20 protein-coding genes and 1 pseudogene are annotated in these 21,657 nt (G+C 64.5%); 14 read left to right on the top strand and 7 right to left on the bottom strand.

Annotated elements, in window-relative coordinates:
* Positions 1-1,229: 1,229 nt before the first annotated feature.
* Complete coding sequence (locus tag AB7C87_RS02615; protein WP_369727844.1) at positions 1,230-1,409, top strand: DUF7836 family putative zinc-binding protein; 180 nt, start codon at positions 1,230-1,232, stop codon at positions 1,407-1,409.
* Positions 1,410-1,665: 256 nt separating this feature from the next.
* A complete protein-coding gene (locus AB7C87_RS02620; RefSeq protein WP_369727845.1) occupies positions 1,666-1,902 on the top strand; it encodes a UPF0058 family protein in 237 nt (78 codons plus the stop codon).
* A gap of 190 nt (positions 1,903-2,092) precedes the next feature.
* Here AB7C87_RS02620 and AB7C87_RS02625 read toward each other — a convergent pair whose 3' ends face one another.
* Positions 2,093-2,647, bottom strand: coding sequence for a DUF555 domain-containing protein (locus AB7C87_RS02625; protein WP_369727846.1), 555 nt, complete (start codon positions 2,645-2,647; stop codon positions 2,093-2,095).
* A gap of 94 nt (positions 2,648-2,741) precedes the next feature.
* On the opposite strand from AB7C87_RS02625, the gene purM reads away from it, so the two are divergent.
* Both purM and AB7C87_RS02635 read left to right on the top strand, forming a co-directional pair.
* Complete coding sequence (purM, locus tag AB7C87_RS02630; RefSeq protein ID WP_369727847.1) at positions 2,742-3,740, top strand: phosphoribosylformylglycinamidine cyclo-ligase; 999 nt, start codon at positions 2,742-2,744, stop codon at positions 3,738-3,740.
* Positions 3,741-3,976: 236 nt separating this feature from the next.
* Positions 3,977-4,285: a hypothetical protein gene (locus AB7C87_RS02635; RefSeq protein WP_369727848.1), complete on the top strand. Its 309-nt coding sequence runs from the start codon at positions 3,977-3,979 to the stop codon at positions 4,283-4,285.
* An 18-nt stretch (positions 4,286-4,303) separates the two neighbouring features.
* Here the strand turns inward: AB7C87_RS02635 and AB7C87_RS02640 are convergent, their stop codons facing one another.
* From AB7C87_RS02640 to AB7C87_RS02660, 5 genes are all read right to left on the bottom strand, one after another.
* Positions 4,304-4,843: a macro domain-containing protein gene (locus AB7C87_RS02640; RefSeq protein WP_369727849.1), complete on the bottom strand. Its 540-nt coding sequence runs from the start codon at positions 4,841-4,843 to the stop codon at positions 4,304-4,306.
* A 261-nt stretch (positions 4,844-5,104) separates the two neighbouring features.
* Positions 5,105-7,477, bottom strand: a complete 2,373-nt coding sequence (tmcA, locus tag AB7C87_RS02645; protein WP_369728375.1) for a tRNA(Met) cytidine acetyltransferase TmcA — start codon at positions 7,475-7,477, stop codon at positions 5,105-5,107.
* 130 nt (positions 7,478-7,607) lie between these two features.
* The gene (locus AB7C87_RS02650; RefSeq protein ID WP_369727850.1) at positions 7,608-8,444 is read right to left on the bottom strand and encodes an ABC transporter permease; all 837 of its coding nucleotides are present in this window, start codon (positions 8,442-8,444) and stop codon (positions 7,608-7,610) included.
* Entirely contained in the window at positions 8,441-9,571 is a 1,131-nt protein-coding gene (locus tag AB7C87_RS02655) for an ATP-binding cassette domain-containing protein (RefSeq protein ID WP_369727851.1), read from the bottom strand. Before AB7C87_RS02655 ends, AB7C87_RS02650 begins: the two co-directional genes overlap by 4 nt.
* Before the next feature lie 350 nt (positions 9,572-9,921).
* Positions 9,922-10,446: a hypothetical protein gene (locus tag AB7C87_RS02660; protein WP_369727852.1), complete on the bottom strand. Its 525-nt coding sequence runs from the start codon at positions 10,444-10,446 to the stop codon at positions 9,922-9,924.
* A gap of 144 nt (positions 10,447-10,590) precedes the next feature.
* Between AB7C87_RS02660 and rpl7ae the strand changes: the two genes are divergently transcribed.
* The 7 genes from rpl7ae (at position 10,591) to AB7C87_RS02695 (ending at position 17,127) form a co-directional block, all read left to right on the top strand.
* On the top strand, positions 10,591-10,953 hold the full coding sequence (gene rpl7ae, locus AB7C87_RS02665) for a 50S ribosomal protein L7Ae (RefSeq protein WP_369727853.1): 363 nt from the start codon (positions 10,591-10,593) through the stop codon (positions 10,951-10,953).
* An 11-nt stretch (positions 10,954-10,964) separates the two neighbouring features.
* Positions 10,965-11,189, top strand: a complete 225-nt coding sequence (locus AB7C87_RS02670) for a 30S ribosomal protein S28e (RefSeq protein ID WP_008894573.1) — start codon at positions 10,965-10,967, stop codon at positions 11,187-11,189.
* 3 nt (positions 11,190-11,192) lie between these two features.
* Entirely contained in the window at positions 11,193-11,657 is a 465-nt protein-coding gene (locus AB7C87_RS02675; protein ID WP_369727854.1) for a 50S ribosomal protein L24e, read from the top strand.
* Entirely contained in the window at positions 11,654-12,118 is a 465-nt protein-coding gene (gene ndk, locus AB7C87_RS02680; protein WP_369727855.1) for a nucleoside-diphosphate kinase, read from the top strand. Before AB7C87_RS02675 ends, ndk begins: the two co-directional genes overlap by 4 nt.
* Before the next feature lie 408 nt (positions 12,119-12,526).
* Complete coding sequence (locus AB7C87_RS02685; RefSeq protein WP_369727856.1) at positions 12,527-12,907, top strand: DUF7344 domain-containing protein; 381 nt, start codon at positions 12,527-12,529, stop codon at positions 12,905-12,907.
* Positions 12,908-13,190: 283 nt separating this feature from the next.
* Positions 13,191-13,793, top strand: coding sequence for a superoxide dismutase [Mn] (gene sod / locus AB7C87_RS02690; protein WP_369727858.1), 603 nt, complete (start codon positions 13,191-13,193; stop codon positions 13,791-13,793).
* Positions 13,794-13,965: 172 nt separating this feature from the next.
* Complete coding sequence (locus AB7C87_RS02695; RefSeq protein ID WP_369727859.1) at positions 13,966-17,127, top strand: FAD-binding and (Fe-S)-binding domain-containing protein; 3,162 nt, start codon at positions 13,966-13,968, stop codon at positions 17,125-17,127.
* A gap of 3 nt (positions 17,128-17,130) precedes the next feature.
* Here AB7C87_RS02695 and AB7C87_RS02700 read toward each other — a convergent pair whose 3' ends face one another.
* Entirely contained in the window at positions 17,131-18,852 is a 1,722-nt protein-coding gene (locus AB7C87_RS02700) for a sensor histidine kinase (RefSeq protein WP_369727860.1), read from the bottom strand.
* Between the two features lie 282 nt (positions 18,853-19,134).
* Here AB7C87_RS02700 and AB7C87_RS02705 point away from each other — a divergent pair, with 282 nt between their 5' ends.
* The 3 genes and pseudogenes from AB7C87_RS02705 (at position 19,135) to AB7C87_RS02715 (ending at position 21,547) form a co-directional block, all read left to right on the top strand.
* Positions 19,135-19,443 carry a DUF5827 family protein gene (locus AB7C87_RS02705; RefSeq protein WP_369727861.1) on the top strand — a complete coding sequence of 103 codons (309 nt, stop codon included), beginning with the start codon at positions 19,135-19,137 and terminating at the stop codon, positions 19,441-19,443.
* A pseudogene (locus AB7C87_RS02710) lies at positions 19,440-20,345 on the top strand (ATPase). Before AB7C87_RS02705 ends, AB7C87_RS02710 begins: the two are co-directional and overlap by 4 nt.
* 23 nt (positions 20,346-20,368) lie before the next feature.
* Positions 20,369-21,547 carry a thiamine ABC transporter substrate-binding protein gene (locus tag AB7C87_RS02715; RefSeq protein WP_369727862.1) on the top strand — a complete coding sequence of 393 codons (1,179 nt, stop codon included), beginning with the start codon at positions 20,369-20,371 and terminating at the stop codon, positions 21,545-21,547.
* Positions 21,548-21,657: the final 110 nt, after the last annotated feature.

Below are 21,657 nucleotides of genomic sequence, written 5' to 3' on the forward strand. Positions count from 1 at the left end.
CGACACCGAAACCGCTCGTTGTCGCGACGAACCCGACGGCTCACCGCCGCGGGCCGGTTCGGGTCCGACGGCGCATACGGCGATCCGCCGTCGACACGCGTGGCTCCTCGAGGCGGGCGATTCTCCGGTCGTGCGGGACGTTTATATCCCGGTAGAATGTACGCAATCATTGCTTTCAAATCCCTGGTGTGGGATTTTGGAAGCATCGTCTCGGGTGTCCTAGCACCCGGGGCATTTCCATGCCCGTTCGGAACGGTGCTTCCGTTCTAGTTGTTGACGCGTGGTGACTTATATCTACTGCTAATATCGTGTATCGAGACCGGAGATGCCGGCCCGAAGACTGCATCGGTCCCACTCGACCACCGTGTCCGACCGACTCGAGCACCAAAGAATCGAACACTACAGACGACTCGAGAACCGGAGACCCGAACACCGAAAACTCGAGCACCGGAGACCCGAATACCGCAAACTCGAGGACCGGAGACTCGAGGAACGAACGCACCGACCCGGATATCGAGCGACGAGAGGGGACAAGCCCCCATCCCCCTCTCGAGGATCGAATTCGTCTCGGCGGCGAGGTCACGGGTCAACCGTTCGAGCGGATACCGTCGACGCCACCGGTCGGCAGTCGGCCGAATCCACGACAGACCGGCCGGCCGGCGTCGCGACGGAATCGGTTCAGGTGTGGCAACGACTGTCCGCCCGTCCTCGCCAGCGTGACCATATCCCGCCGCGAGGATATACCTATCGGCCACCTGGGAAGTCTGCTACTCCACCAACCAGTCAACCGAAGAATACGGGGGTTTCGAACACCACCGCAGTGAAATATTGCGAATAGAAATCCAACAGACGTATTCACCACATCTGAAAATACCATTTTAATTTCTGATAACGGACTCGAGTCTCCCTGTAACGCCCGTCGGCTCGAGGCTACACACGATGGCCCAGAATAAGCACGATGGCCCAGAACGACGTGCTCGAGCCCAACAATCGTCCGCGGCCACTGCCTCAGCCAAACAATCGCCCGCGGCCACTGCATCCGCCTGCCAGTCGTCCACAGGGATCGTAACGACTGAAACGGGTTACACACCGATCGACGATTCGTCTGGAAATTAGGTGCACAACGACGTTCTGTGGCTCCGATAGCCACTCGAGCCCATCCAATCTTTCGTCTCCGGCCGGCCATCGTGTTGGCAAGGTTTTTCACGAGTGGTGTGTAATCACATGCCATGGACGAAACGAGCGTTCGATTGTTGTGTCCAGAATGTGCAAAAGATTGGCAGGTTTCTCCGGGGGACCTTCCGGCCTCGAGCGATATGTTTCACTGTCCGAACTGTCACGCCTCCCGTCGAACGGCGGAGTTTATGCGAACCGATCGAGACCTTCAGACGCTGAAACAACTCGGGTAGCCTGAACGTACCGCCGCCGTGACTCCGAATGCGGCGGTCCTCGCTTTGGCGGCGTTCGACGACGAATTCGGAAAAGAAAGGAGAGATTTCCCGGGCGTCACGACGGATAACGACGCCTTGGACGACGGTTTCACTCGGTTAGGTATCGTTTCGAATTAGCTCAAATTCCCGACAATCACGGCGGCACGGTATAGGATATATGGTAACGCGACTCAAGATAATAATATAACCCTGCAGTGGGTAGGACTGGATGGTTATGAAGAAGCAGGAGCTCATTCACCTTCACGGCCTTCTCGCGGAGGTATCGAACCAGTGTGCGGAGTGGAACAACTGTCAGATCGACCTCGAGGAGTACGAATCCCGCGGTATTCGACCGACGTCGATTCATAAGTCGAAAACAGACCACAAAGCAGCCGTCTTCGCGCTCGCCGGCGGAATCACGACCAATATGCGTGGGGACGAACAGGAAGTCGTCGCCCCAACCGCTGACTGAAACTTCGCGTCGTATTCTCGAGCGAACGATCGACTACTGGAGAGACTGTCTCCATCCGTCTCGTCGACGTATCGTCGAGCGGGTCACACCCAGCGAGAACTCTCACTCGCCCAGAGTTAGCGCACGTAAACTCTCACTCGCCCAGAGTTAGCGACCGTGAACCCCGACTCGAGCCGTCAGAAACGACGGCTTACTCGACGAGGTCCTCGAACTCGGGGAGAATTTCGTCCGAGTCGTCGTCTTCCGGTTCCGAACCGCCATCGGACGACCGCGTGTCGTCGTCACCCACTGATTCTTCGTCTCCAGCCGCAGATTCCTCGTCCTCGCCCGCCGATTCCTCGTCGTCGGCCGATCGATCGTCTGCCTCCGTATCGTCTTCCGCATCCGCATCGTCGTCACCCTCGTCTTCGTCTTCGATCGTCTCGATCGTCGTGACCTCGAGTGGGATGTTCTCGAGGCGTTGACCGATCTCCTTTCTGGCGATACGCGAGGCGTGTTCCTCGCGCTCGACGTTGAAAACGGTCATCTCGAGTTCGAGGGCGACCAGGGCCTCGTCGGCCGCGATGAACGCGGGCGGGAGCTCTTCTCCCGACGGGGAGGTCCGTTCGCCCATGTTGATCTCGACGTAGTTTAAGTCAGGGTTCAGCATCTCGCCCGTCTTCGAGATGGCGATCCGGATCGCCTCGTCTTCCGTCTCCACGTCGAACACCGGCACAGCAGCTTCGACGACAACCCTGCAGTCCATACCCAAACGTTGTGTCGCCTACAGTATGAAGGTTCGCCCCATACCCCTCCGGCGGACCGGTGATCTTTTGCTCGACCCACGCGGTCGTTCGCACATGACCGAGACAGCCGACGACGAGCGCGAGGAGGGCGAGAGACTCACGTACGCCGAAACCGGCGTCGACATCGAGGCGAGTGAGGACGCGACCGCCGCGTTGCTCGAGGCCTTTGGCAGCGATCTCCGGACCGAGTACGCCGGCTTACTCGAGATCGGCGACCGGTATCTCGCACTCGCGACCGACGGCGTGGGTACCAAACTCCTGGTCGCCGAGGCGATCGAGGAGTTCTCGACGATCGGGATCGACTGCATCGCGATGAACGTCAACGACCTCGTCGCCGCGGGCGTTCGGCCCGTCGCGTTCGTCGACTACCTCGCGATCGACGACCCCGACGAGGAACTCACCAACCAGATCGGCGAAGGGCTGGCCGTCGGCCTCGAGACGGCCGACCTGACGATGCTCGGGGGCGAGACGGCCGTCATGCCCGACGTCGTCACCGGGTTCGACCTCGCGGGAACCTGCCTCGGCGTGGCCGAAACAGACGACGTCATAGAGGGTGAAGCCGCCGTCGGCGACGTGCTCGTCGGCGTTCCCTCGAGTGGCATCCACTCGAACGGGCTCACGCTCGCCCGCGAGGCCGTCACGCGAAACCACGAGTACACCGACCCGTTCCCCCACGACGAGAGCCGGACGATCGGCGAGGAACTGCTCCGCCCGACGCGGATCTACACCGACCTGCTCGAGCCAATGGGCGACCACGGCGTTCGGGCGGCGGCCCACGTCACGGGCGGCGGCTGGACCAACCTCCTTCGGATGGGCAAGCGCCGCTACGTGATCGACGATCCCCTCCCCGCTCAGCCGATCTTCGAGTTCGTCCAGACGGAAGGCAACGTCACCGAGGAGGAGATGCACCGCACGTTCAACATGGGGACCGGCTTCGTCGTTGCACTCCCCGAAGACCGGGCCGCGGCGTTCGTCGACGACACTGACGGGGAGGTCATCGGTCGCGTCGAAGCCGGCGAGTCGGTCGAGATTCGTGGACTCTCCCTCGAGTAGGCACGCGGAACGGACCGGCGAGGAACGAATCAGCTCGGAACGGATCGGTGCGAAACAGACCGGCGCGAAACAGACCGGCGCAGAACGGACCAGCGCGGAACGGACCGGCTTGGAGTGGATCGGTCCCTCGATCGATATCCGAGATGTTTTGTATCGAGTTCGAGAGTAAATACAATATTCCCAGCGACCACCCGTATCCGCCGATCGACCGACGACGATTCCTCGGGCTCTCAGTTATGGCCGCGGTAGGAACGACCGCCGGCTGTCTCGGCGCGGACGACGACGTTATTCTGTCGACGGAAGTGTTCAGAGACGAGAGCGAAACGTTCGAAACCGGAACGGGAACCGAGTACGAGGTGACGGCTGTACCGGAAAGTGACCGACCGCGATTTCAGAGACGAGAGGACGCATTCCCCTCCCCATCGCCGGTGTTTCGGGAAACGGTCGACAGCGAAACGACGTTCGACCTCGAGTTGAAAGCCAAAGCGGAGTACGAACTCAGGGCCCTCGGCGACACGACCGACGTCACGATCCGCGAACGATAGCGTTCGGCCGCCTCGGCTTCACCGATCCGCTTCGCCAGCGTCCGTCATCTCGGACGTCTCCGCACGTCCCGTCGCGGCGCGGATCTCGTCGTACTCCTCGTCGCTGTAGGCGATGAGTCGGACGTCCTCGAGCGTCTCAGGCTCGTAATCGTCGATCACCTCGGCGATAATCGCCGCGCCCTCGGCGACGTCGAAGCCGGCGACCCCACAGCCAAGCGCCGGCAAGACGAGCGACCGACAATCGAGGTCGTCTGCCGTCTCGAATGCGTTCCGGGTCGCCTCCCGGACGCTCTCCGCGGTTGCCTGTCCGTCTCCGTAGTGGGGCATCGCGGCGGCGTGAATCACGTACTCGGCGTCGAGGTCGTAGGCGTCGGTGACGGCGGCCTCCCCGAGATCGACGGGGCCCTTCTCCATCGCCTCTCGGTTGATCTCCTCGCCGGCTTCCCGTCGGAGCGCACCCGCGACGCCGGAGCCCATCTCGAGGCTCGTTCCGGCGGCGTTGACGAGCGCGTCGGCGGACTGTGCGGCGATGTCTCCCTGGACGACGTCGAACTCCATACGTGCCGGTACGCACTCGAGGAGGTTGAAACTGAGGCCGACACGACGGTGGTTCGGAGATCGATCGACGCCCGTTAGGCAGTCGTTTGGGTCACCTGTCGATAGTCGATACGGCTGTGGTGAGCGAGGATCGGCGCCCGCCACGGCGGTATCCTGCCCCGCCACCGTTCAGCCGCCCACCACGACAGTATCCAGCCCCGCCACCGTTCAGCCGCCCGCCACGGTGACAGGCGACTCGTCTCCGCCGGATCGCACTCCGCCTCACTCCTCGAGAAAACGCTCGCGTACCGAAAGCGCCGCGTCGGTGCCGTATCGATCGACCAGGGGTTGGAACGTCTCCCCGAGCGCCTGCATGCACTGTCTCGTCGAGTGGTACTCGAGGCGGTCGGCGACGGCCGCCCACGGTCGACCCTGGAGCACCCGCAGGACGAGCAGGCGCTCCTGGCGGCTCTCGAGTGCGACGGGATCGGGGTCCTCGAGCAGGTATCGGACGGCCAGCGCGCGAAACGGACCCGGGTCGACGTCGAACAGCCCGGGGCCGTATGCCGCCCCGGCGACGACTCGCCACTCGTGATCGGAGAGTTCGAGCGGAGAGAGTACACGCTCGTCGACGCTTCGCAGAACTGCGCGGACGGTATCCGGCTCGAGGTCGGCGAGAGCGTCGGTCGCGAGTGGGACGATTCGTCGGGCGAACCACGTCGCGTGTCGATCGTGAAGCGCCCGGCCGGCCTCGCTCGTCGGTCGAAGCATGAGCGCCGAGTGTTCCCCGCTGGCGTCGTTTCGAGTGCTCGAAACGTGGACCGTCCGGTACCCGTTTTCACGCCAAAACGAGACCAATCCCGGGGTCGCGCCGAAGCCGGTGCCGAGCCAGTCGACGGTTTCGTCCCCGTCCGCGAACTCCGCGGCGCTGTCGTGTTCACCCGCGAACTCCACGTTGGGGCCGTCCGCGTCGGTAAACTCCGCCTCGACGAACTCGAGTAGCCGCGAACCGAGACCCCGCCCACGCGCGTCGTGGTGTGTCGCGATCCGGACGATCCTGATTCCGCGAGGGCGCCCCGCCTCCTCGTCTCGAAGCTGGCTCGTGAACACGTCGGGAAGCATGTTCCCGCGTACGCGCCCGCCCCCGTACATCTCCGTCCGCGTCTCCGCCGAAAGCCCGCCTTCGCGTGCGAGCAGGGCGACGCTCGTGACGTGGCCGTCGGAGACCAGCGCCCGAGTCTCGAGGTTCGGCGCGTCGAGCAAGCGCGCGAGATCGTTGGGCTCGGTTCGATAGTGTGCGAGGACGAGCAGGCCAAAGGCCTCCCGGAGGAGCGACTCGTCGGCGAGCAGGTCGTCGGGCTCGAGGCGGCGGTACTCGACGGTTTCCGGCTGTGCGCCCGCGACGAGGGGAGCCACCGGCGGCCGGGCGTCGAGCAACAGCGCTCGAAAACCCCAGACCTCGAGCGGATCGCCCGCGGCGTAGCGGATCGGCTCGACGAGCGTTCGATCGACGACCTCGTGGTCGCTGTCGGCGAGTCGGTCGCGAAAGCGCACCGAGAACCCTCGGCCGGCTCCCTCGTAGCCGTGGATCGTCGTCGCGAACGCGACCCGATCGGCCTCGAGAAAATCCTCGAGGCGGGAAACGGGGAGCGCCGCGGCCTCGTCGACGATCACGACGTCGGCGGAGCCGAGTCCCGAGACGGCATCGGCGGGATCGAGGTATCGAACGCACCCGCCGGAGTTCGTCTCGATCCGCCGCGTGTCGACGACCGTCGCCGCCTCGAGGCGCTCACAGAGTTCGCCGGCGCGGTCGAACACCTCCCGTGCGTTTCGCCGGTCGGGTGCGGTGACGAGGACGTCCGCACCCTCGGCGGCGAACGCCCCCGCCGCCAGCCCGGCGGCGCTCGACTTTCCGCGGCCGCGGTCGGCCTCGAGGACGACCGCTCGCTTCGACTGCTCGCCGCCCGATCCGCCTGCGTCCCCGCGGCCGTCGCTCGCCGGAAGCACCGACTCGAGCGCCGAGACGGCGTCCGCCTGATCGACCGTGTGACACGCCTCGTACGCGTCGGCGGGGAACCGGGCGTCGGGCGGAACCTCGATCCCCTCGCGGGCGTCGCTCCGCGTCGGGGCCGGACGCGTCAACCCGTCGGCCTCGATCCGCCCGCCATCGAGGTCGACGATGGCGATCCCGCGGTGTGCCCGGAGCGTCTCCACGAGTCGCCGCCGAAAGCGGCCGGTGACGTCCGCGAGTTCGAACGGCGGAACGGCCAGCGACTCGTCGAACGCGCCGCGGCGGTCCGGCCAGTCCTCGAGGGACGGCGTAAGCAAAACGAACAGACCGCCGCCGTCGACGGTGCCGAGGATGCTCCCGAGCGCGTTCGGACGGAGGCCACGGTGAGCGTCCAACGCGACCGCGGTTCGCGTCGTCCCGAGGAGTTCGCCTGCCCTCGACTGTGAAACGCGCTCACAGCGCAGTCGATCCTCGGGGCCGACGAGCGTCGTGTCGGTGATCGGAATCGCAAGCGCCTCGAGGACCGACTCGAGGGCGTCGTACCCTCGCTCCCGGTCGCCCGAAAGCACCAGCGATCGCCGCTCGTTCGTTCGCCGCGCTTCCTCGAACAGCGACTCCGCGAGGGCAACGGCGTCCGTGTGCATGTCCTCGAGTTGGTGTCTCGAGAGTAATAGCCACCGGGACACGTCACTCGATTCGCCTCACCACGACGCGCCCCTCGATTCGCCTCACCACGACGCGCCCCTCGATTCGCCACACCGCCACGACGAGATTCTACGTCTCGCGACGGAAGAGAAACATCGTCACGGGTCCGAACACCGCGACGAAGACCGCGGACATGAACAGGACCACGCCGATCTCGCCGGCGGTCGCGCTCCCGTGCATCAGCCCGCGCATCGCCGTCACGAGGTGGCTGAAGGGGTTGACGGCGACGAACGCCTCGAGCCAGCCGGGCATCGTCTCCGGATCGACGAAGACGTTGCTGACGAACGTCAGCGGGAACAGGACCAGCATGCTCGCGCCCATGAGCGACTCGGGGGTTCGCATCACGAAGCCGAGTGCGGTCCAGATCCACGAGAGACTGAAGGCGAACACCAACAGGAGCGCGACCGCCGCGAGTACGCCGATCGCGCCGCCATCCGGCCGGAAGCCGAGTAACAATCCGAGGACGATGACGATCGTCGAGGCGATCGCGTACCGGACGGCGTCGCCCAGCAACGCGCCGACGATCACCGAGGGTTGCCAGACCGGAAGCGTCCGGAACCGGTCGAAGACGCCCTCGTCGATGTCGTCGTTGAGCGTCACGCCGGTGTAGATGGTGATGAACACCACCGTCATGGCGAGAATGCCCGGCAGGAGTTCCTGTAGGTACGCGCTCGTCGACCCCGCCAGCGCGCCGCCGAACAGGTAGGTAAACAATAACAGGAACATGATCGGAAACGCCGTCACGTCGAACAACTGCTCGGGGACGTGCTTGATCTTCAACAGCGCTCGCCAGCCGAAGGTGAGCGACGCCGACAATGCACTGGCTCGCGGCGGCCGCGGCTGGTCCGTAACCACCGATTGCAGGAGGTCGGTGTCGGGCTCGGTGCCGTTCTCGTCGGTACTCATCGGGACACCTCCGCGCCCGTCTCGTCAGCCCCATCGGCTCGAGGCGGCCGCTCGGTCAGCGCGAGGAACACCTCGTCGAGACTCGGCTGGCCGAGTGCGAACTCCGAAACCGCGATCTCGGATCGGGAGAGTTCGACGAACGCGTGTGCGACGCGATCGGTCTCCGAAATCCGAGCCGACAGCGCGGACGGATCGGACTCGAGCGCCACGGGCGTGTCGAGTACCCGCATCAGAGCCCGTCTCGCCTCCTCGCGCCGGTCGGGATCGCGAACGCGAACGTTCAACAACCCAGAACCGGTCGAGGACTTGAGCTCGCCGGGGGTCCCCTCGGCGACGATCCGTCCGTCGTCGATGACGGCGATCCGATCCGCGAGCTGATCGGCCTCTTCTAGGTACTGCGTCGTCAGCAACACCGTCGTCCCGTTCGCGACGAGCGCCCGGATGATCTCCCAGACCTGCGTTCGGTTCCGGGGGTCGAGACCGGTCGTCGGCTCGTCGAGAAACAGCAGATCCGGCGTGACGACGATGCTCGCCGCGATGTCGAGTCGGCGGGCCATTCCGCCCGAGTACGTCTTCACCTGTCGGGACGCCGCCTCGAGCAGTCCGAACCCCTCGAGGAGTTCGTCGGCCCGAGCTTTCGCCTGTGCCCGCGAGTAACCGAGCAACCGCGCTAGCAGGACGAGGTTCTCGCGGCCGGTGAGGTCCTCGTCGACCGACGCGAACTGGCCGGTCATGCTCACCCGGCTCCGGACGGCGTCGGCGTCGTCCGTCACGTCGCGTCCGAACACGCGGGCCGTCCCCGAGTCGGGGGCCAACAGCGTCGCGAGCATCCGAATGATGGTCGTCTTGCCGGCGCCGTTCGGGCCGAGCAGGCCGTAGATCCCGCCCGTGGGGACGGACAGATCGACGCCGTCGACGGCCGTCGTCTCCCCGAAACGCTTGACGAGGCCGGTCGTCTCGATGGCGAGCGGGTCGCCATCGGTCTCCCCGGCGTGTGTGGTATCGGTTCGCCCCTGGTGGGCTCGTATCGGCGCCGGCCCAGCGGGATCCGATCCCCGCGTGGTCGGTTCGACGCTCGAGGCGTCGGCGACCGCGCCGCCGTCGTTTCGCGGTCGACGGTCGCTCATCGGCTCGCCCTCACGGATTCGTCTCGGTGCTCGTCGCGGACGTCTCGACGTACCGTCGTCTCGTCTATGATGGTGTTCGACATGAATCTCCCCTCGAGAATCCGTACGCGTCTCGAGGGTATAGCCCTGCGCCAAGCGTACGGCGAAAGTAGTCGAGCGGTGTCTCGAGAGCCCCGAATTTCGGGAGTACGACGCTCGAGAATTTACTTTCACCGGCGCCGCTCGAGACCGCGCCGTCGAACGAGCGGCGTTCGTTTCGTCGGGCGAACGTGGTCCGCATCGTCGAATGGAATCCACGTTGTCGAACGTGGGCCACGCTGTCGACCGAAGGCCGCGGCGACGACGATCGGTCACTCCCGGGGATGAAAGAGGCGTCGCCGTGCGAGCAGGTACCCACACACCAATAGCGAACAGTAGACGGCGACGAGTGCGGGGATCGTGACGATACCGGCGATGACGGCCCAGACCAGTAGCGCGAGCGCGATGGCGCCCGCGCCGAGCCATCCGATCGGTCGTCGCTGGAAGAACGCGGTCGCGACTGCGAGCAGGAACACCCCAACGGCGACGTACGTCACACCGGCGCGAACCTGCGGTGGAACGCCGCCGTCGACGACCGGGCCGGCGAACTGCGCGAGGACGGCGAGCCAGAACGCACCGCCCGCGACGCCGACGAGAGCGAGCGAGACGACGATAACGTCGAGCGGCGGCGTTCCGTCGTCTGCTCGCGCGAACAGCCGTTCGATCCGGTACTGTTCTAAATATGACAGTAAGGACGACGACGTTCGTCGAGGACATAAAAGTCGGTGGTGACGAGCGCCACCGTGTGTGGGGGTCTCACGGCTCCGATAGTTTGAACACGCTTTTAAGGGGGGCAACGCTACTCGATACTACACCCTACGCGGGGTTGATGATGCTCCTAGCCTCACAGGACTTCCGCCGGCTATCGCGCCGGCACGGGATGCCCAGCGTCCCGGACGGCAGGGGAGCGCGAGCCCACGCGTAGGAGAGGTGAACAACCAATGTCAGTCTACGTAACCACCGACATCCCAGCCGACCTCGCAGACGACGCCCTCGAGGCGCTCGAGGTCGCTCGAGACACCGGACGAGTAAAGAAAGGAACCAACGAAACGACGAAGGCGATCGAGCGCGGCAACGCCGATCTCGTCTACGTCGCCGAGGACGTCTCCCCCGAAGAGATCGTGATGCATCTCCCCGAACTCGCAGACGAGAAGGGGATCGCGGTCGTCTTCATCGAGACTCAGGACGACGTCGGCCACGCCGCCGGCCTCGAGGTCGGCTCGGCCGCTGCGGCGATCGTCGACGCTGGCGAGGCCGACGGCGACGTCGAGGACATCGCCGACAAGGTCGAGGATCTCGACTGAGGTGACCGAAGATGAGTGCTGAAGAGGAAGAAACCGGATCCACGCCCGCCGAGGTCATCGAGATCGTCGGCAAAACTGGAATGCACGGCGAGGCCATGCAGGTCAAGTGCCGCATTCAGGAGGGCGAGAACCAGGGACGAATCATCACCCGAAACTGCCTCGGGCCGGTCCGCGAAGGGGACGTACTCCAGCTTCGCGAGACCGCCCGCGAGGCCGACTCCATCGGAGGTCAGTAACCAATGGTCGAGAAACGCACGTGCGACTATACGGGCGAGGAGATCGAGCCCGGCACGGGCATCATGTACGTCCGCAACGACGGCACCGTGCTCCACTTCGTCGACTCGAAGGCGGAGAAAAACTACAAGCTCGGTCGCGAGCCCCGCGATCTCGAGTGGACCGCCGAAGGCCGCGCCGGCAAGGGCCCCGCCGAAGCCGAGACCCCTGCCGACGAGACGGCCGACCAGGAGGAAGTCGTCGAAGACGACGACGAGGACGCCGAAGACGCCGAGGACGACGATCTCGAGGCCGAAGAGGAAGCTGTCGCCGAGGACGAAGCCGACGACGCCGGTGACGACGCCTCAGAGGAAGAGCCCGAGGACGTCGAAGGCGAAAGCGAAGACGCCGACGACGAGTCCGACGCCGCTGAAGCGGCTGACGACGAGGAGTCCGACACCGACGAGGAGTCCGAGGAGGAGGACAAATGAGCGATCACGAACGCACGTTCGTGATGGTCAAACCCGACGCCTTCGCGCGCGGCCTCGTGGGCGAAGTGATCTCCCGACTCGAGGAACGCGGGCTCAAACTCGTCGCGATCAAGGTCGAGAACATGCCCCGTGAGCGGGCCGAAGAACACTACGGCGAACACGAGGACAAGCCGTTCTACGACGGCCTCGTCGACTTCATCACCTCGGGTCCGGTCGTCCCGATGGTCTGGGAGGGACAGGACGCGACCCGTCAGGTCCGCCAGATGATCGGTGAGACCGATCCGCTCGAGGCCGAGCCCGGAACGATTCGCGGCGACTACGCACTCGACCTCGGTCGGAACGTCGTCCACGCGGCCGACCACGAGGACGAGGGAGCGAACGAACGCGAGATTTCGATCCACTTCGACGACGACGAGCTGATCGACTACGATCAGCACGACGCCGGGTGGCTCTACGAGTAATCCAGTTCGCTGGATCGACTCTCACAGAGACGCTTATAAGTCGTTACCGGTGAAACCACAGGCGGATCGTGGTTTCGCCGGTAAATCGTTTCAAGAGCGATAGTAGCCACTGCAGGTCTTGTACACCCGATCGCCAGACGGATCGGTGACCAGTGTGTGATACGGTTTGCTGTACCGATTTACCGGTGTAACCGCAGGACGGGTCACGGTCGCACCGGAAATGACTGACAGCAGACCGTATGAATCGTTTCAGTTGTTACGATACGATATCAGCCGCTATTCTACTCGCTGTCGAAAACTACAGATATAATACAGGTATCCGTTTCGGTAGACGTAACATCTAATGTGGCGGCTGAAGAACGGGGTGTTGGTGGTTTCGAATGGTAACTTACGGTAGGTGGTCCGTGAATGCGTGAAACAGAGCGGGAGTCGACGCGACTATCGACCGATACGTCACCGTCACTCGATCTCGTTTTCGACCTCCTTTCGAATCGCCGCCGCCGTTACGTACTGTACTTTCTGTACGACCAACCCGACGGTGTCGCAACGCTCGACGACGTCACGGACAACGTCGTCGCCCTCGAGAGTCGAGCGGAAGATCCCGAGTCGATGTCCGAGATCGACGAACAGAAACTGCAAGTTCGAACGGAACTCCAACACGTTCACGTCCCAAAACTCGAGGATTCGGGGATCCTCGAGCACGACCGCCGGAGCGAAACGGTCAGATACTGGACGCAGCCGACGCTCGAGGAGTGGCTCGAGCACGCCTACCACAAGGAGTTCGCCTGAGAGACTGTGAGAGGCCCGGTGTACCGACGTGTCGGTGAACGTAACGACCCGCGACGCGCCTGCGGGTGTGACGGGAAATCGAGTACAGTCGCCCATCGGAACGACCGGTGATCATCGAGACGCGCATTTGCGGCCCGAATCGGTTGAAAGGTTTAACTTCGCGTTCGTAGTGGCTCCGTACGGAGTCGCCCAACCACCACGACGGCAATTATGAGGTGTGGTATCGTTTCACTCCTCAACACTTAACAGGAGAGATAGCAATACAACGAACAGGTGTTTACCAATGACTGACCACGAACTTCCACCACTACCGTACGACTACGATGCGCTCGAACCGTCGATCTCGGAGCAGGTCGTGACCTGGCATCACGACACGCACCACCAGGGCTACGTCAACGGACTCAACTCCGCTGAAGAGACCCTCGAGGAGAACCGCGAATCCGGCGACTTTGGTTCGTCGGCCGGAGCGATGGGCGGTGTCACCCACAACGGCTGTGGACACTATCTCCACACGCTGTTCTGGGAGAACATGGCACCGAACGGCGGCGGCGAACCCGACGGCGAACTCGCGGACCGAATCGAGGAAGATTTCGGCTCCTACGACGCCTGGAAAGGCGAGTTCGAGGCCGCGGCGGGCGCCGCCGGCGGCTGGGCACTGCTCGTCTACGACCCGGTAGCGAAACAGCTGCGTAACCTGGCGGTCGACAAGCACGACCAGGGCGCACTGTGGGGCGCACACCCGATCCTCGCACTGGACGTCTGGGAGCACTCGTACTACCACGACTACGGGCCGGACCGCGGCTCGTTCATCGACGGCTTCTTCGACGTCGTCAACTGGGATTCGGTCGCCGAAGAGTACGGCAAGTGCGTCGACCACTTCGAGTAAGCGACGACTACGTCGATCTCGATTTTTCTTGAACCGTTCGGAAAGCGACTGCCACACCGACGATCCGTGTGCGGCGGCGAACTGAAACAGAACGTCGGTATCGATTCACACGCACTCGATAGCTGGTAACTACTCACATGATTTATTGTTGGGGACGACGAGAGGGCGTGATATGGCTGTCGAGGGCGGCGACACGATTGGGACGGATCGGCCCGGACGAGATCAGGACGGAGCGTCCGGCGACGTCGGCACACGACTGGCCGCGGATCTCTCGTCGACCTGTCGCGGCGACGTTCGGTTCGACGAGTACACGCGCGTGCTGTACGCGACCGACGGGAGCATCTACGGTGCCCAGCCCGCAGGCGTCGTCTTCCCCGTCGACGTCGACGACGTTCGCGCGGCAGTCCGCGTCGCGGCCGACCACGGCGCGCCCGTCCTTCCTCGAGGCGCGGGCTCGTCACTGGCTGGGCAGACGGTCGGCCCGGGCTGTGTCGTTCTCGATCTGTCCCGACACATGAACGACGTCCGCGAGATCGATGCGGACGCAAAGCGGGCCGTCGTCCAGCCGGGGGTGGTCCAGGACGACCTCGACGCCGCCCTCGCGCCGGACGGACTCAAGTTCGCCCCCGATCCCGCCTCGTCGAACCGCGCGACGATCGGCGGCGGAATCGGCAACAACTCGACGGGGGCACACTCGGTCCGGTACGGGATTACGGACGCCTACGTCGACGAGTGCGAGGTCGTCCTGGCCGACGGCTCGGTAATCCGCACCCGCGACGTGGCGATCGACAGCGACGAGTGGGATCGAATCCTCGAGAGAGACGACCGCGAGGCGAAGCTGTACCGGACGGTTCGCGGCCTCGTCGAGGAACACGGAGACGAGATCGAAAAGCGGTATCCGACCCTCGAGCGAAGCGTCAGCGGCTACAACCTCCAGAAGGTAATCCGGACGACCGACGACGGCGAGCGGGTGATCAACCTCTCGAAACTGATCGTCGGCTCGGAGGGCACCCTCGGCGTCGTCACCGAGGCGACGCTGTCGCTCGTGACCCGACCCGAGGAGACCGTCCTCGCGCTCTGTTGGTACGACGACTTACTCGAGGCACTGTCTGCCGTTCCCGCGGCGCTCGACCTCGAGGCCGGTGCGGTCGAACTGATCGACGACGAGGTGTTCCGGCTCGCCTCGGAGTCGGCGGAGTACGCCGAGTACGCACAGGTCGTCCCCGACGGCACCGAGGCGGCGCTGATGCTCGAGTTCGACTCGGAGCTGTTCGACGACTTCGACGAGGCCCTGGCGGGCGCGCGGACGCACCTCGTCGCGGATGGGGACGCCTTCGGGATGCTCGAGGCACGATCCTCGGCGGAGCAGGATCGGCTCTGGAAGCTCAGAAAGGCCGCCATCCCGCTTTTGATGGGGATGGACGGCGATCCGAAACCGTACCCATTCGTCGAAGACGCGTCGGTGCCGCCCGAGGAACTCGCCGCGTACGTCGACGGCTTTCGGGAGATCCTCGCGGACCACGAGACGACCGCCGCCTACTTCGCACACGCGGGCGCCGGGACGCTTCACATTCGGCCGATTTTAAATCTCAAAGACGGCGAAGGCGTCGAGAAGATGCGCTCGATCGCCGAGGACGTCACCGACCTCGCACTCGAGTACGGTGGCTCGTTTTCGGGCGAGCACGGCGACGGCCTCGCGCGAACGGAGTTCAACCCGAAGCTGTACGGTCCCGACCTCTGGGCGGCGTTCAAAGACGTGAAGTCGGCGTTCGATCCGGATTGGCGGCTAAACCCCGGCACGGTCGTCTACCGGGACGAAGCCCCCGCAGACGGGGGGTCGTCACGGGCCCGTGGCGGTGGTCCAACGGACATCCGCGAGCACCTGCGGTACGGCCCCGACTACGCCTCACTCGAGCCGCGGACGAGTCTCGACTTTTCGGACGACGGCGGCTTCTCCCACCTCGTCGAACTCTGTAACGGCTGTGGCACCTGCCGGCAGACCGACGGCGACGTGATGTGTCCAACCTACCGGGCGACGGAAGAAGAGATCGCGACGACTCGCGGGCGAGCGAACCTGCTCCGTGCGGCGATCAGCGGCGAGATCGACCCCGAGGAGCTGTACACCGAACGGTTCCAGAAGGAGGTTCTCGAGCACTGTATCGGCTGTAAGGGCTGTCAGAGCGACTGTCCGACCGGCGTCGACCTCGCGAAGCTCAAAGCCGAGGTGAGCCACCGGTACAACGAGCGAGCGGGAATCGGCGTTCGAAAGCGGCTGTTCGCGAACGTCGACCGGCTCGCCGCCCTCGGCAGTTCGCTCGCGCCGATTGCCAACCGGTCTACGGACCTGCCGGGCGCCAGAGCGACCCTCGAGCGAACCGTCGGAATCGCCGCCGATCGGACGCTCCCGACGTTTCGCCGCGAGAGCCTGGTCTCGTGGTTCGAGGAACGCGGCCCCGCGGTCGACGCCGACGAAGGGGCGGGCGGCGTCGTCCTCTTTCCCGACACGTACACGAACTACTCGAACCCGCAACCGGGGAAAGCGGCCGTCCGCGTCCTCGAGGCGGCGGGGATCCGCGTTCGAATCCCCGATCTCGGACCCACGGGCCGGGCGGCGTACTCCCAGGGAATGCTCGAGGAAGCCCGAGCCCGCGGGACCCTGTTACTCGAGGACGTAGAGCCGTTTCTCGAGCGAGGGTGGGGGGTCGTCTTCGTCGAACCCTCTGACGCCTCGATGGTCGTCGACGAGTACCGGTCGCTCCTGTCGGGGACGGTCGACGAAGAGCGCCTCGAACGGTTCGCGACGAACGCCTACGACGTCTGCGAGTACGTCGATCGCCATCACCTCGACGCCGAACTCTCGTTCGCAGACGGCGGCGACCACGGCACCGCTCGACTCGCCTACCACGGCCACTGCCACCAGAAGGCCCGCGGGACGGACCACCACCCGGTCGGCGTCTTGCGCAGGGCGGGGTACGCCGTCGATCCGATCGACTCGGGCTGTTGTGGGATGGCGGGAAGCTTCGGCTACGAGGCCGACCACTACGACCTCTCGCAAGCGATCGGCTCGTTGCTTCGCGAGCAACTCGAGGAGGTGTCGGAGGCTGGCTTCGACGAACCGGAACCCGATCGCTCCGGGAGAGCGCCGACGACGGCCGGCGATCGGGTCCCCGCCCGAGTCGACGGTGGAACGACCACCGCCGAGGAGCAGACCACCGACGATGGGACGACGATCGTCGCGCCGGGAGTCTCCTGTCGGACCCAGATCGGCGATTTCGAGGGCTACGATCGACCGATACATCCGATCGAGTTGGTCGACAGCGCACTGGATCACTGACCGCTATCCCGATTCCGCCACCCGTTCGTCGTCACTCGAGTTCGGCGTCGCCGGCTCCACACCGGAAAACTCGAATCGCGCACCGCCGTCGTCGCTTTCGGTCACGGAGACGGTCCAGCCGTGTGCGGCCGCGATCTGACGAACGATGCTCAGACCGAGCCCTGTTCCCGCGCCGGTCACCGTATACCCCTCCTCGAGCACCCGGTCTCGATTGTCCGGATCGATGCCGATGCCATCGTCGGCGACGTAGAATCCCGTCTTCGGGCCGGCCTCTTCGAGGCTCCCGACGCAGATCCTGATCGTTCCGTCGCCCGTCCCGTGTTCGACGGCGTTTCGAATCAGGTTCTCGAACAGGCGTACCGTCCGGGATGGGTCCGCACGGATCCTGACGTCCGAGGCGAACGTAATCGACGCCGCATCGGTTTCGACGTTCTCCCACGCTCGTTCGGCGAGGGTCGATACGGACACTGACTGTCGCTTCGTATCGCCGTCGCCATCTCGTGCGAGCGCGAGGACGTCATCGATGATCTCTTGCATCCGTTCGTGGGCACGGTCGACCTCCTCGAGGTGGGAAACGTCGCCGCTGTCTCTCGTGAGACCGACGTAGCCGTCGGCGACGTTCAACGGATTCCGTAGGTCGTGGCTGACGAGGCTGGCGAACTCGTCGAGTCGCTCGTTCTGGCGCGTTAGTTCCCGCTCACGGTGTGTTCGGTCGGTGACGTCCGTCACGATGAGCAGCCAGCCGACGTGACGGTCCCGTCCGTCGTCGATCGGCGTGGCACGAACCGTGTAATACGAATCGGCATCCTCGAGTTCGGCACTCGACTCTTCGGTCGTCGCCGTCAACTCGGTGAACAGGTCGGTGATTGCGGACGAAGGAGAACTGAAGGAGTCGATTCGCCGACCGACGATCGAGGCGTCGTCGTCGACGCCGAGGAGACGACGGCCGGCGGGATTGACGGCGGTGAGTCGATCGTCGCGGTCGACGACGAAGACGCCGTCGGAAATCGTATCGAGGACGCGTCGATGTGCAATCGGTGTGACGTCGATCAGCCGATATCGAACGATCGCGATCGCGTACAGCGCGCCCGCAACGACGAATCCGATCGGCGTAATGTCTGCCTCGAGCCCGCCAAAGACGTAGATCGCGTTCATTGCCAGCGGAACGATCGACGCGCCGAGGAGCGAAGCGGCCTGTCCGCGATACAGCGAACGCGACGAATAGAGGAACTCGAGGATCATCGCGGCGGCAACGAACAACAGCAGATAGGAATAGACGAGGTGGAAGCCGAACGCGATTCCGAACTCGATACCGACGCCCGTCACCGCCGCCGAATCCGGCTCGAGCGTCTCGAAGAAGACGTTCTCGGGGTTCCAAAACGCCAGCGCGACGACCGCGACGGGTTCGACCGAAAGCAACGCGACAGTGCGTCGACTGACGAGACGTTCACGACCCGTATACTCGAGTGCGAACACGACCGTTCCGAGCACGCTCATACCGACGCCGACGTACAGAAATCGGGTCATAAACGCCGAGGTCGCGTACCCGTCGGCGACCGTGGCGACGAACAGCGGACCTGCCCAGAAGACGGCCGCAAACAGGACGACGGCGAGTGGAATCGCGCCGGTCTTCTCTCGGTGACGCCAGACGACGGCCGAAAGCGTCGTCCCCAAAAGGGTTGCCACGAGATAGACGAGCAAAATCACGTCGTGGCTGATCGCCATCGGATAGTATCGGCCACGCCAACTATATAATGCTATGGCCACTCATTCGGTCCACTGTACGTCATTCTCGGTACAACCGCTGTCGGAGTCACGGTTGTACCGGTACATCGGTACACCAAACCGTATCAGTCGTTACTATCGTACCGGTCGTGTCGGCCGCAGATTCGCGAGTGAGAGCGCAACGACCGAACGGGACGACGATAGCCCGCAGGCGGTGTCGATACCGCGAACCGAACGTCTCGGATCGGTGTGGTCTTGAGTCAGGCGACTGTAGTGTCCGCTATGCCAGTCCCGAAATCCGAGTTCGACCAGTTACCGCCCTGTGACTTCTACACGCCGGAAGAACTGTTCGAGGACGATCAGATGTACACCGTCTACGAGATCGCTCGCTTGCTTCAGGGCCTCGAGGCCGACGCCGACATCGACCGCCAGACCGAGGATATCCTGCTCGACTGGGCGATCCCCTGGGTGATGGTCAACGCCAACGACCTCGTCGTCGCCGAGCCGCGAAGCGACGACGAGCCGGGATACTACGGATTGAAACCGGCGGCCACGACGGCCGATGGGGAGGGCAACGACGAAGACGAATAATCGTACTGGTCGTCGGTTCCGACCGCGTCGACGCCGGGAAAACGACGTTCTCCGTCGGCCTGCTCGAGCGAACCGGCGCCGCCGGCTACAAGCCCCGCGCGGGCAACGACTTCTGGTTCGACCACGACGTACTGCCGGCACGCGCTCGCCAGCGGGCGGTTGTACGGCACGGACGCGAGCCGGCTCGCGAGCGCAGACGGGTGCACCCGCGAACCCGAGTCGCTCAACCCCGTCCACCGGCTGTGGCGGCCCAAACCCGGTGGCGGGAACGGATTATTCGGCCGCACAGATCGGGAGTTCCTCGTCGACAGGGTGGGTCGATCCGCCGACGACGACGTGACCATCGTCAGAAACGCGACCGCCGATATCCCGGCGGCCGTCGCCGACGCCCTCGACCTCGAGGAGGCGATTCCGATCGAGACCGTTGAGGAGTTCGACGAACTCGCGAGGCAGTCGTACGTCCCCGAGTTCGACCGGCTGGCGACGGAGATCGAAGCCGCAGATATGACGGTCGTCGAATCCTACGGCGACGTCGCACGGCCCTGCAGGTGCTCGAGCCGGCGTCGATCGCCGCCGTCGCCGCCGTCGAATCTGGACGCACGAGGATCTACCGGGGCGACCGCTACTGTCGCGCCTGTGAGGTCGCCAGTTCGAGTCCGATCGACGGCCGCCTCGAGAAACGCGTTTCCGACGTCCTCGAGTATCTCGACCCGATCGAGCGCGTTCGTCTGCCTGCGCTCGAGAGTGACCGACGAAGCGACCCCGAACGGGTCGCTCGAGCCGACGGCGACGCGTACGACGCGTTGCTCGAGGCGACTCGAGTGACCGTCTCGACCGCCGGCTACCCCTGTTCGTTTCTATTTTTCCCGATCGATAACCGGAACGGATCACAGGCGTTATGACTACTCGGTGGAACAACCGAGTAATGAGACGGCGAACGCTTCTCGGTAGCGTCGGCGGTGGAATCACGCTCGGACTGGCAGGCTGTCTGACGCAGGACGACGAAACCGGCGGAACTGAAACCGACTCCACGACCGGCGATGCAGACGAGTCCACGACGGACGACGGAGCCGACACCGACGACGGGACGACAACCGATGACTCCGACGACGGGCAATCGGGGACGCTCCAGGTCGTTACTTACGAGTCGATGATCGACGGGGAGAACCCCGCGGGCCCGTGGCTGAAAGACGCATTCGAAGAGGCGTATCCGGGCGTCGAACTCGAGTGGATCCAGCTTCCCGACCAGGGGATCAACCACTACGTCAACCGCGCCGACGAGGGCGTCGAGATCGAGCCGGACGTCTACTTCGGCCTCAATATCGACGACCTCGTGACGGTCGACGACAACCTCGAAGACGGCGGCCTCTTCCGGGAACTCGACACCGGAGAGATCGATCGGGCCGACCGGATCCGCGACGGCCTCGATATGGGTGACCCCCACGGTCGCGTTCTTGCCTACGATACGGGGTACATCAGCCTCGTCTACGACGAGAGCGAGGTCGACGAACCCCAGACGTTCGAGGATCTCACTGACTCCGCGTACGAGGACGCCCTGCTCGCCCAGAACGCCCAGACGTCCGACCCCGGACAGGCGTTCTTGTTGTGGACGATCGACGCCTTCGGCGAGGACGGCTATCTCGACTACTGGGCCGACCTCCGGGAAAACGGCGTCCGCGTCCTCGACGACTGGTCGGAGTCGTACTACGGCGCATATATCGAAGAGGAGCGGCCGATGGTCGTCTCCTACTCGACCGACCAGGTGTTCGCCGTCGCGGAGGGCAACGACCTCACCCGCCATCAGGTCGGCTTCCTGAACGACCAGGGGTACGCCAATCCCGAGGGGATGGCGATCTTCGAAGGAGGCGACGCCGACCTCGCGTCCGCCTTCTTCGATTTCGTCCTCTCCGGCGACGCCCAAGCCGAAATCGCCGAACGGAACGTCCAGTTCCCCGCCGTCGAAGAGGAGTACGTCGACTTAGACGAGGAGTTCGACGAGTACGCCTACGTCCCGCCGGAGGCCGTAACGGTCGGCTACGACGACCTCCGGGGCAACGTCGACGAGTGGGTCGACGACTGGGCTCGCGAGTTCGCGACGCACTGAACGGACACCAGCCGTGTCACCCCCAGGACGATCCGACGTCGCCGACCGCACTCGAGGCTTGCTCGGGCAACTTTCTCGCCGACTCGAGCCAGTCCGACGTGGACTTTCAC

This window comes from Natrarchaeobius versutus (assembly GCF_041205745.1).
GTDB classification, from domain to species: Archaea; Halobacteriota; Halobacteria; order Halobacteriales; family Natrialbaceae; genus Natrarchaeobius; species Natrarchaeobius versutus.

Excerpts from the sequence above, each read along its gene's own strand:
- AB7C87_RS02650 (WP_369727850.1), bottom strand. The coding sequence starts at position 8,444 with ATGAGTACCGACGAGAACGGCACCGAGCCCGACACCGACCTCCTGCAA.
- rpl7ae (WP_369727853.1), top strand. The coding sequence starts at position 10,591 with ATGTCAGTCTACGTAACCACCGACATCCCAGCCGACCTCGCAGACGAC.
- tmcA (WP_369728375.1), bottom strand. The coding sequence starts at position 7,477 with ATGCACACGGACGCCGTTGCCCTCGCGGAGTCGCTGTTCGAGGAAGCG.
- AB7C87_RS02705 (WP_369727861.1), top strand. The coding sequence starts at position 19,135 with ATGCCAGTCCCGAAATCCGAGTTCGACCAGTTACCGCCCTGTGACTTC.
- AB7C87_RS02625 (WP_369727846.1), bottom strand. The coding sequence starts at position 2,647 with ATGGACTGCAGGGTTGTCGTCGAAGCTGCTGTGCCGGTGTTCGACGTG.
- AB7C87_RS02615 (WP_369727844.1), top strand. The coding sequence starts at position 1,230 with ATGGACGAAACGAGCGTTCGATTGTTGTGTCCAGAATGTGCAAAAGAT.
- sod (WP_369727858.1), top strand. The coding sequence starts at position 13,191 with ATGACTGACCACGAACTTCCACCACTACCGTACGACTACGATGCGCTC.
- AB7C87_RS02635 (WP_369727848.1), top strand. The coding sequence starts at position 3,977 with ATGGCCGCGGTAGGAACGACCGCCGGCTGTCTCGGCGCGGACGACGAC.
- AB7C87_RS02700 (WP_369727860.1), bottom strand. The coding sequence starts at position 18,852 with ATGGCGATCAGCCACGACGTGATTTTGCTCGTCTATCTCGTGGCAACC.
- AB7C87_RS02640 (WP_369727849.1), bottom strand. The coding sequence starts at position 4,843 with ATGGAGTTCGACGTCGTCCAGGGAGACATCGCCGCACAGTCCGCCGAC.
- AB7C87_RS02685 (WP_369727856.1), top strand. The coding sequence starts at position 12,527 with ATGCGTGAAACAGAGCGGGAGTCGACGCGACTATCGACCGATACGTCA.
- ndk (WP_369727855.1), top strand. The coding sequence starts at position 11,654 with ATGAGCGATCACGAACGCACGTTCGTGATGGTCAAACCCGACGCCTTC.
- AB7C87_RS02715 (WP_369727862.1), top strand. The coding sequence starts at position 20,369 with ATGAGACGGCGAACGCTTCTCGGTAGCGTCGGCGGTGGAATCACGCTC.
- AB7C87_RS02695 (WP_369727859.1), top strand. The coding sequence starts at position 13,966 with ATGGCTGTCGAGGGCGGCGACACGATTGGGACGGATCGGCCCGGACGA.
- AB7C87_RS02675 (WP_369727854.1), top strand. The coding sequence starts at position 11,193 with ATGGTCGAGAAACGCACGTGCGACTATACGGGCGAGGAGATCGAGCCC.
- AB7C87_RS02655 (WP_369727851.1), bottom strand. The coding sequence starts at position 9,571 with ATGAGCGACCGTCGACCGCGAAACGACGGCGGCGCGGTCGCCGACGCC.
- purM (WP_369727847.1), top strand. The coding sequence starts at position 2,742 with ATGACCGAGACAGCCGACGACGAGCGCGAGGAGGGCGAGAGACTCACG.
- AB7C87_RS02670 (WP_008894573.1), top strand. The coding sequence starts at position 10,965 with ATGAGTGCTGAAGAGGAAGAAACCGGATCCACGCCCGCCGAGGTCATC.
- AB7C87_RS02620 (WP_369727845.1), top strand. The coding sequence starts at position 1,666 with ATGAAGAAGCAGGAGCTCATTCACCTTCACGGCCTTCTCGCGGAGGTA.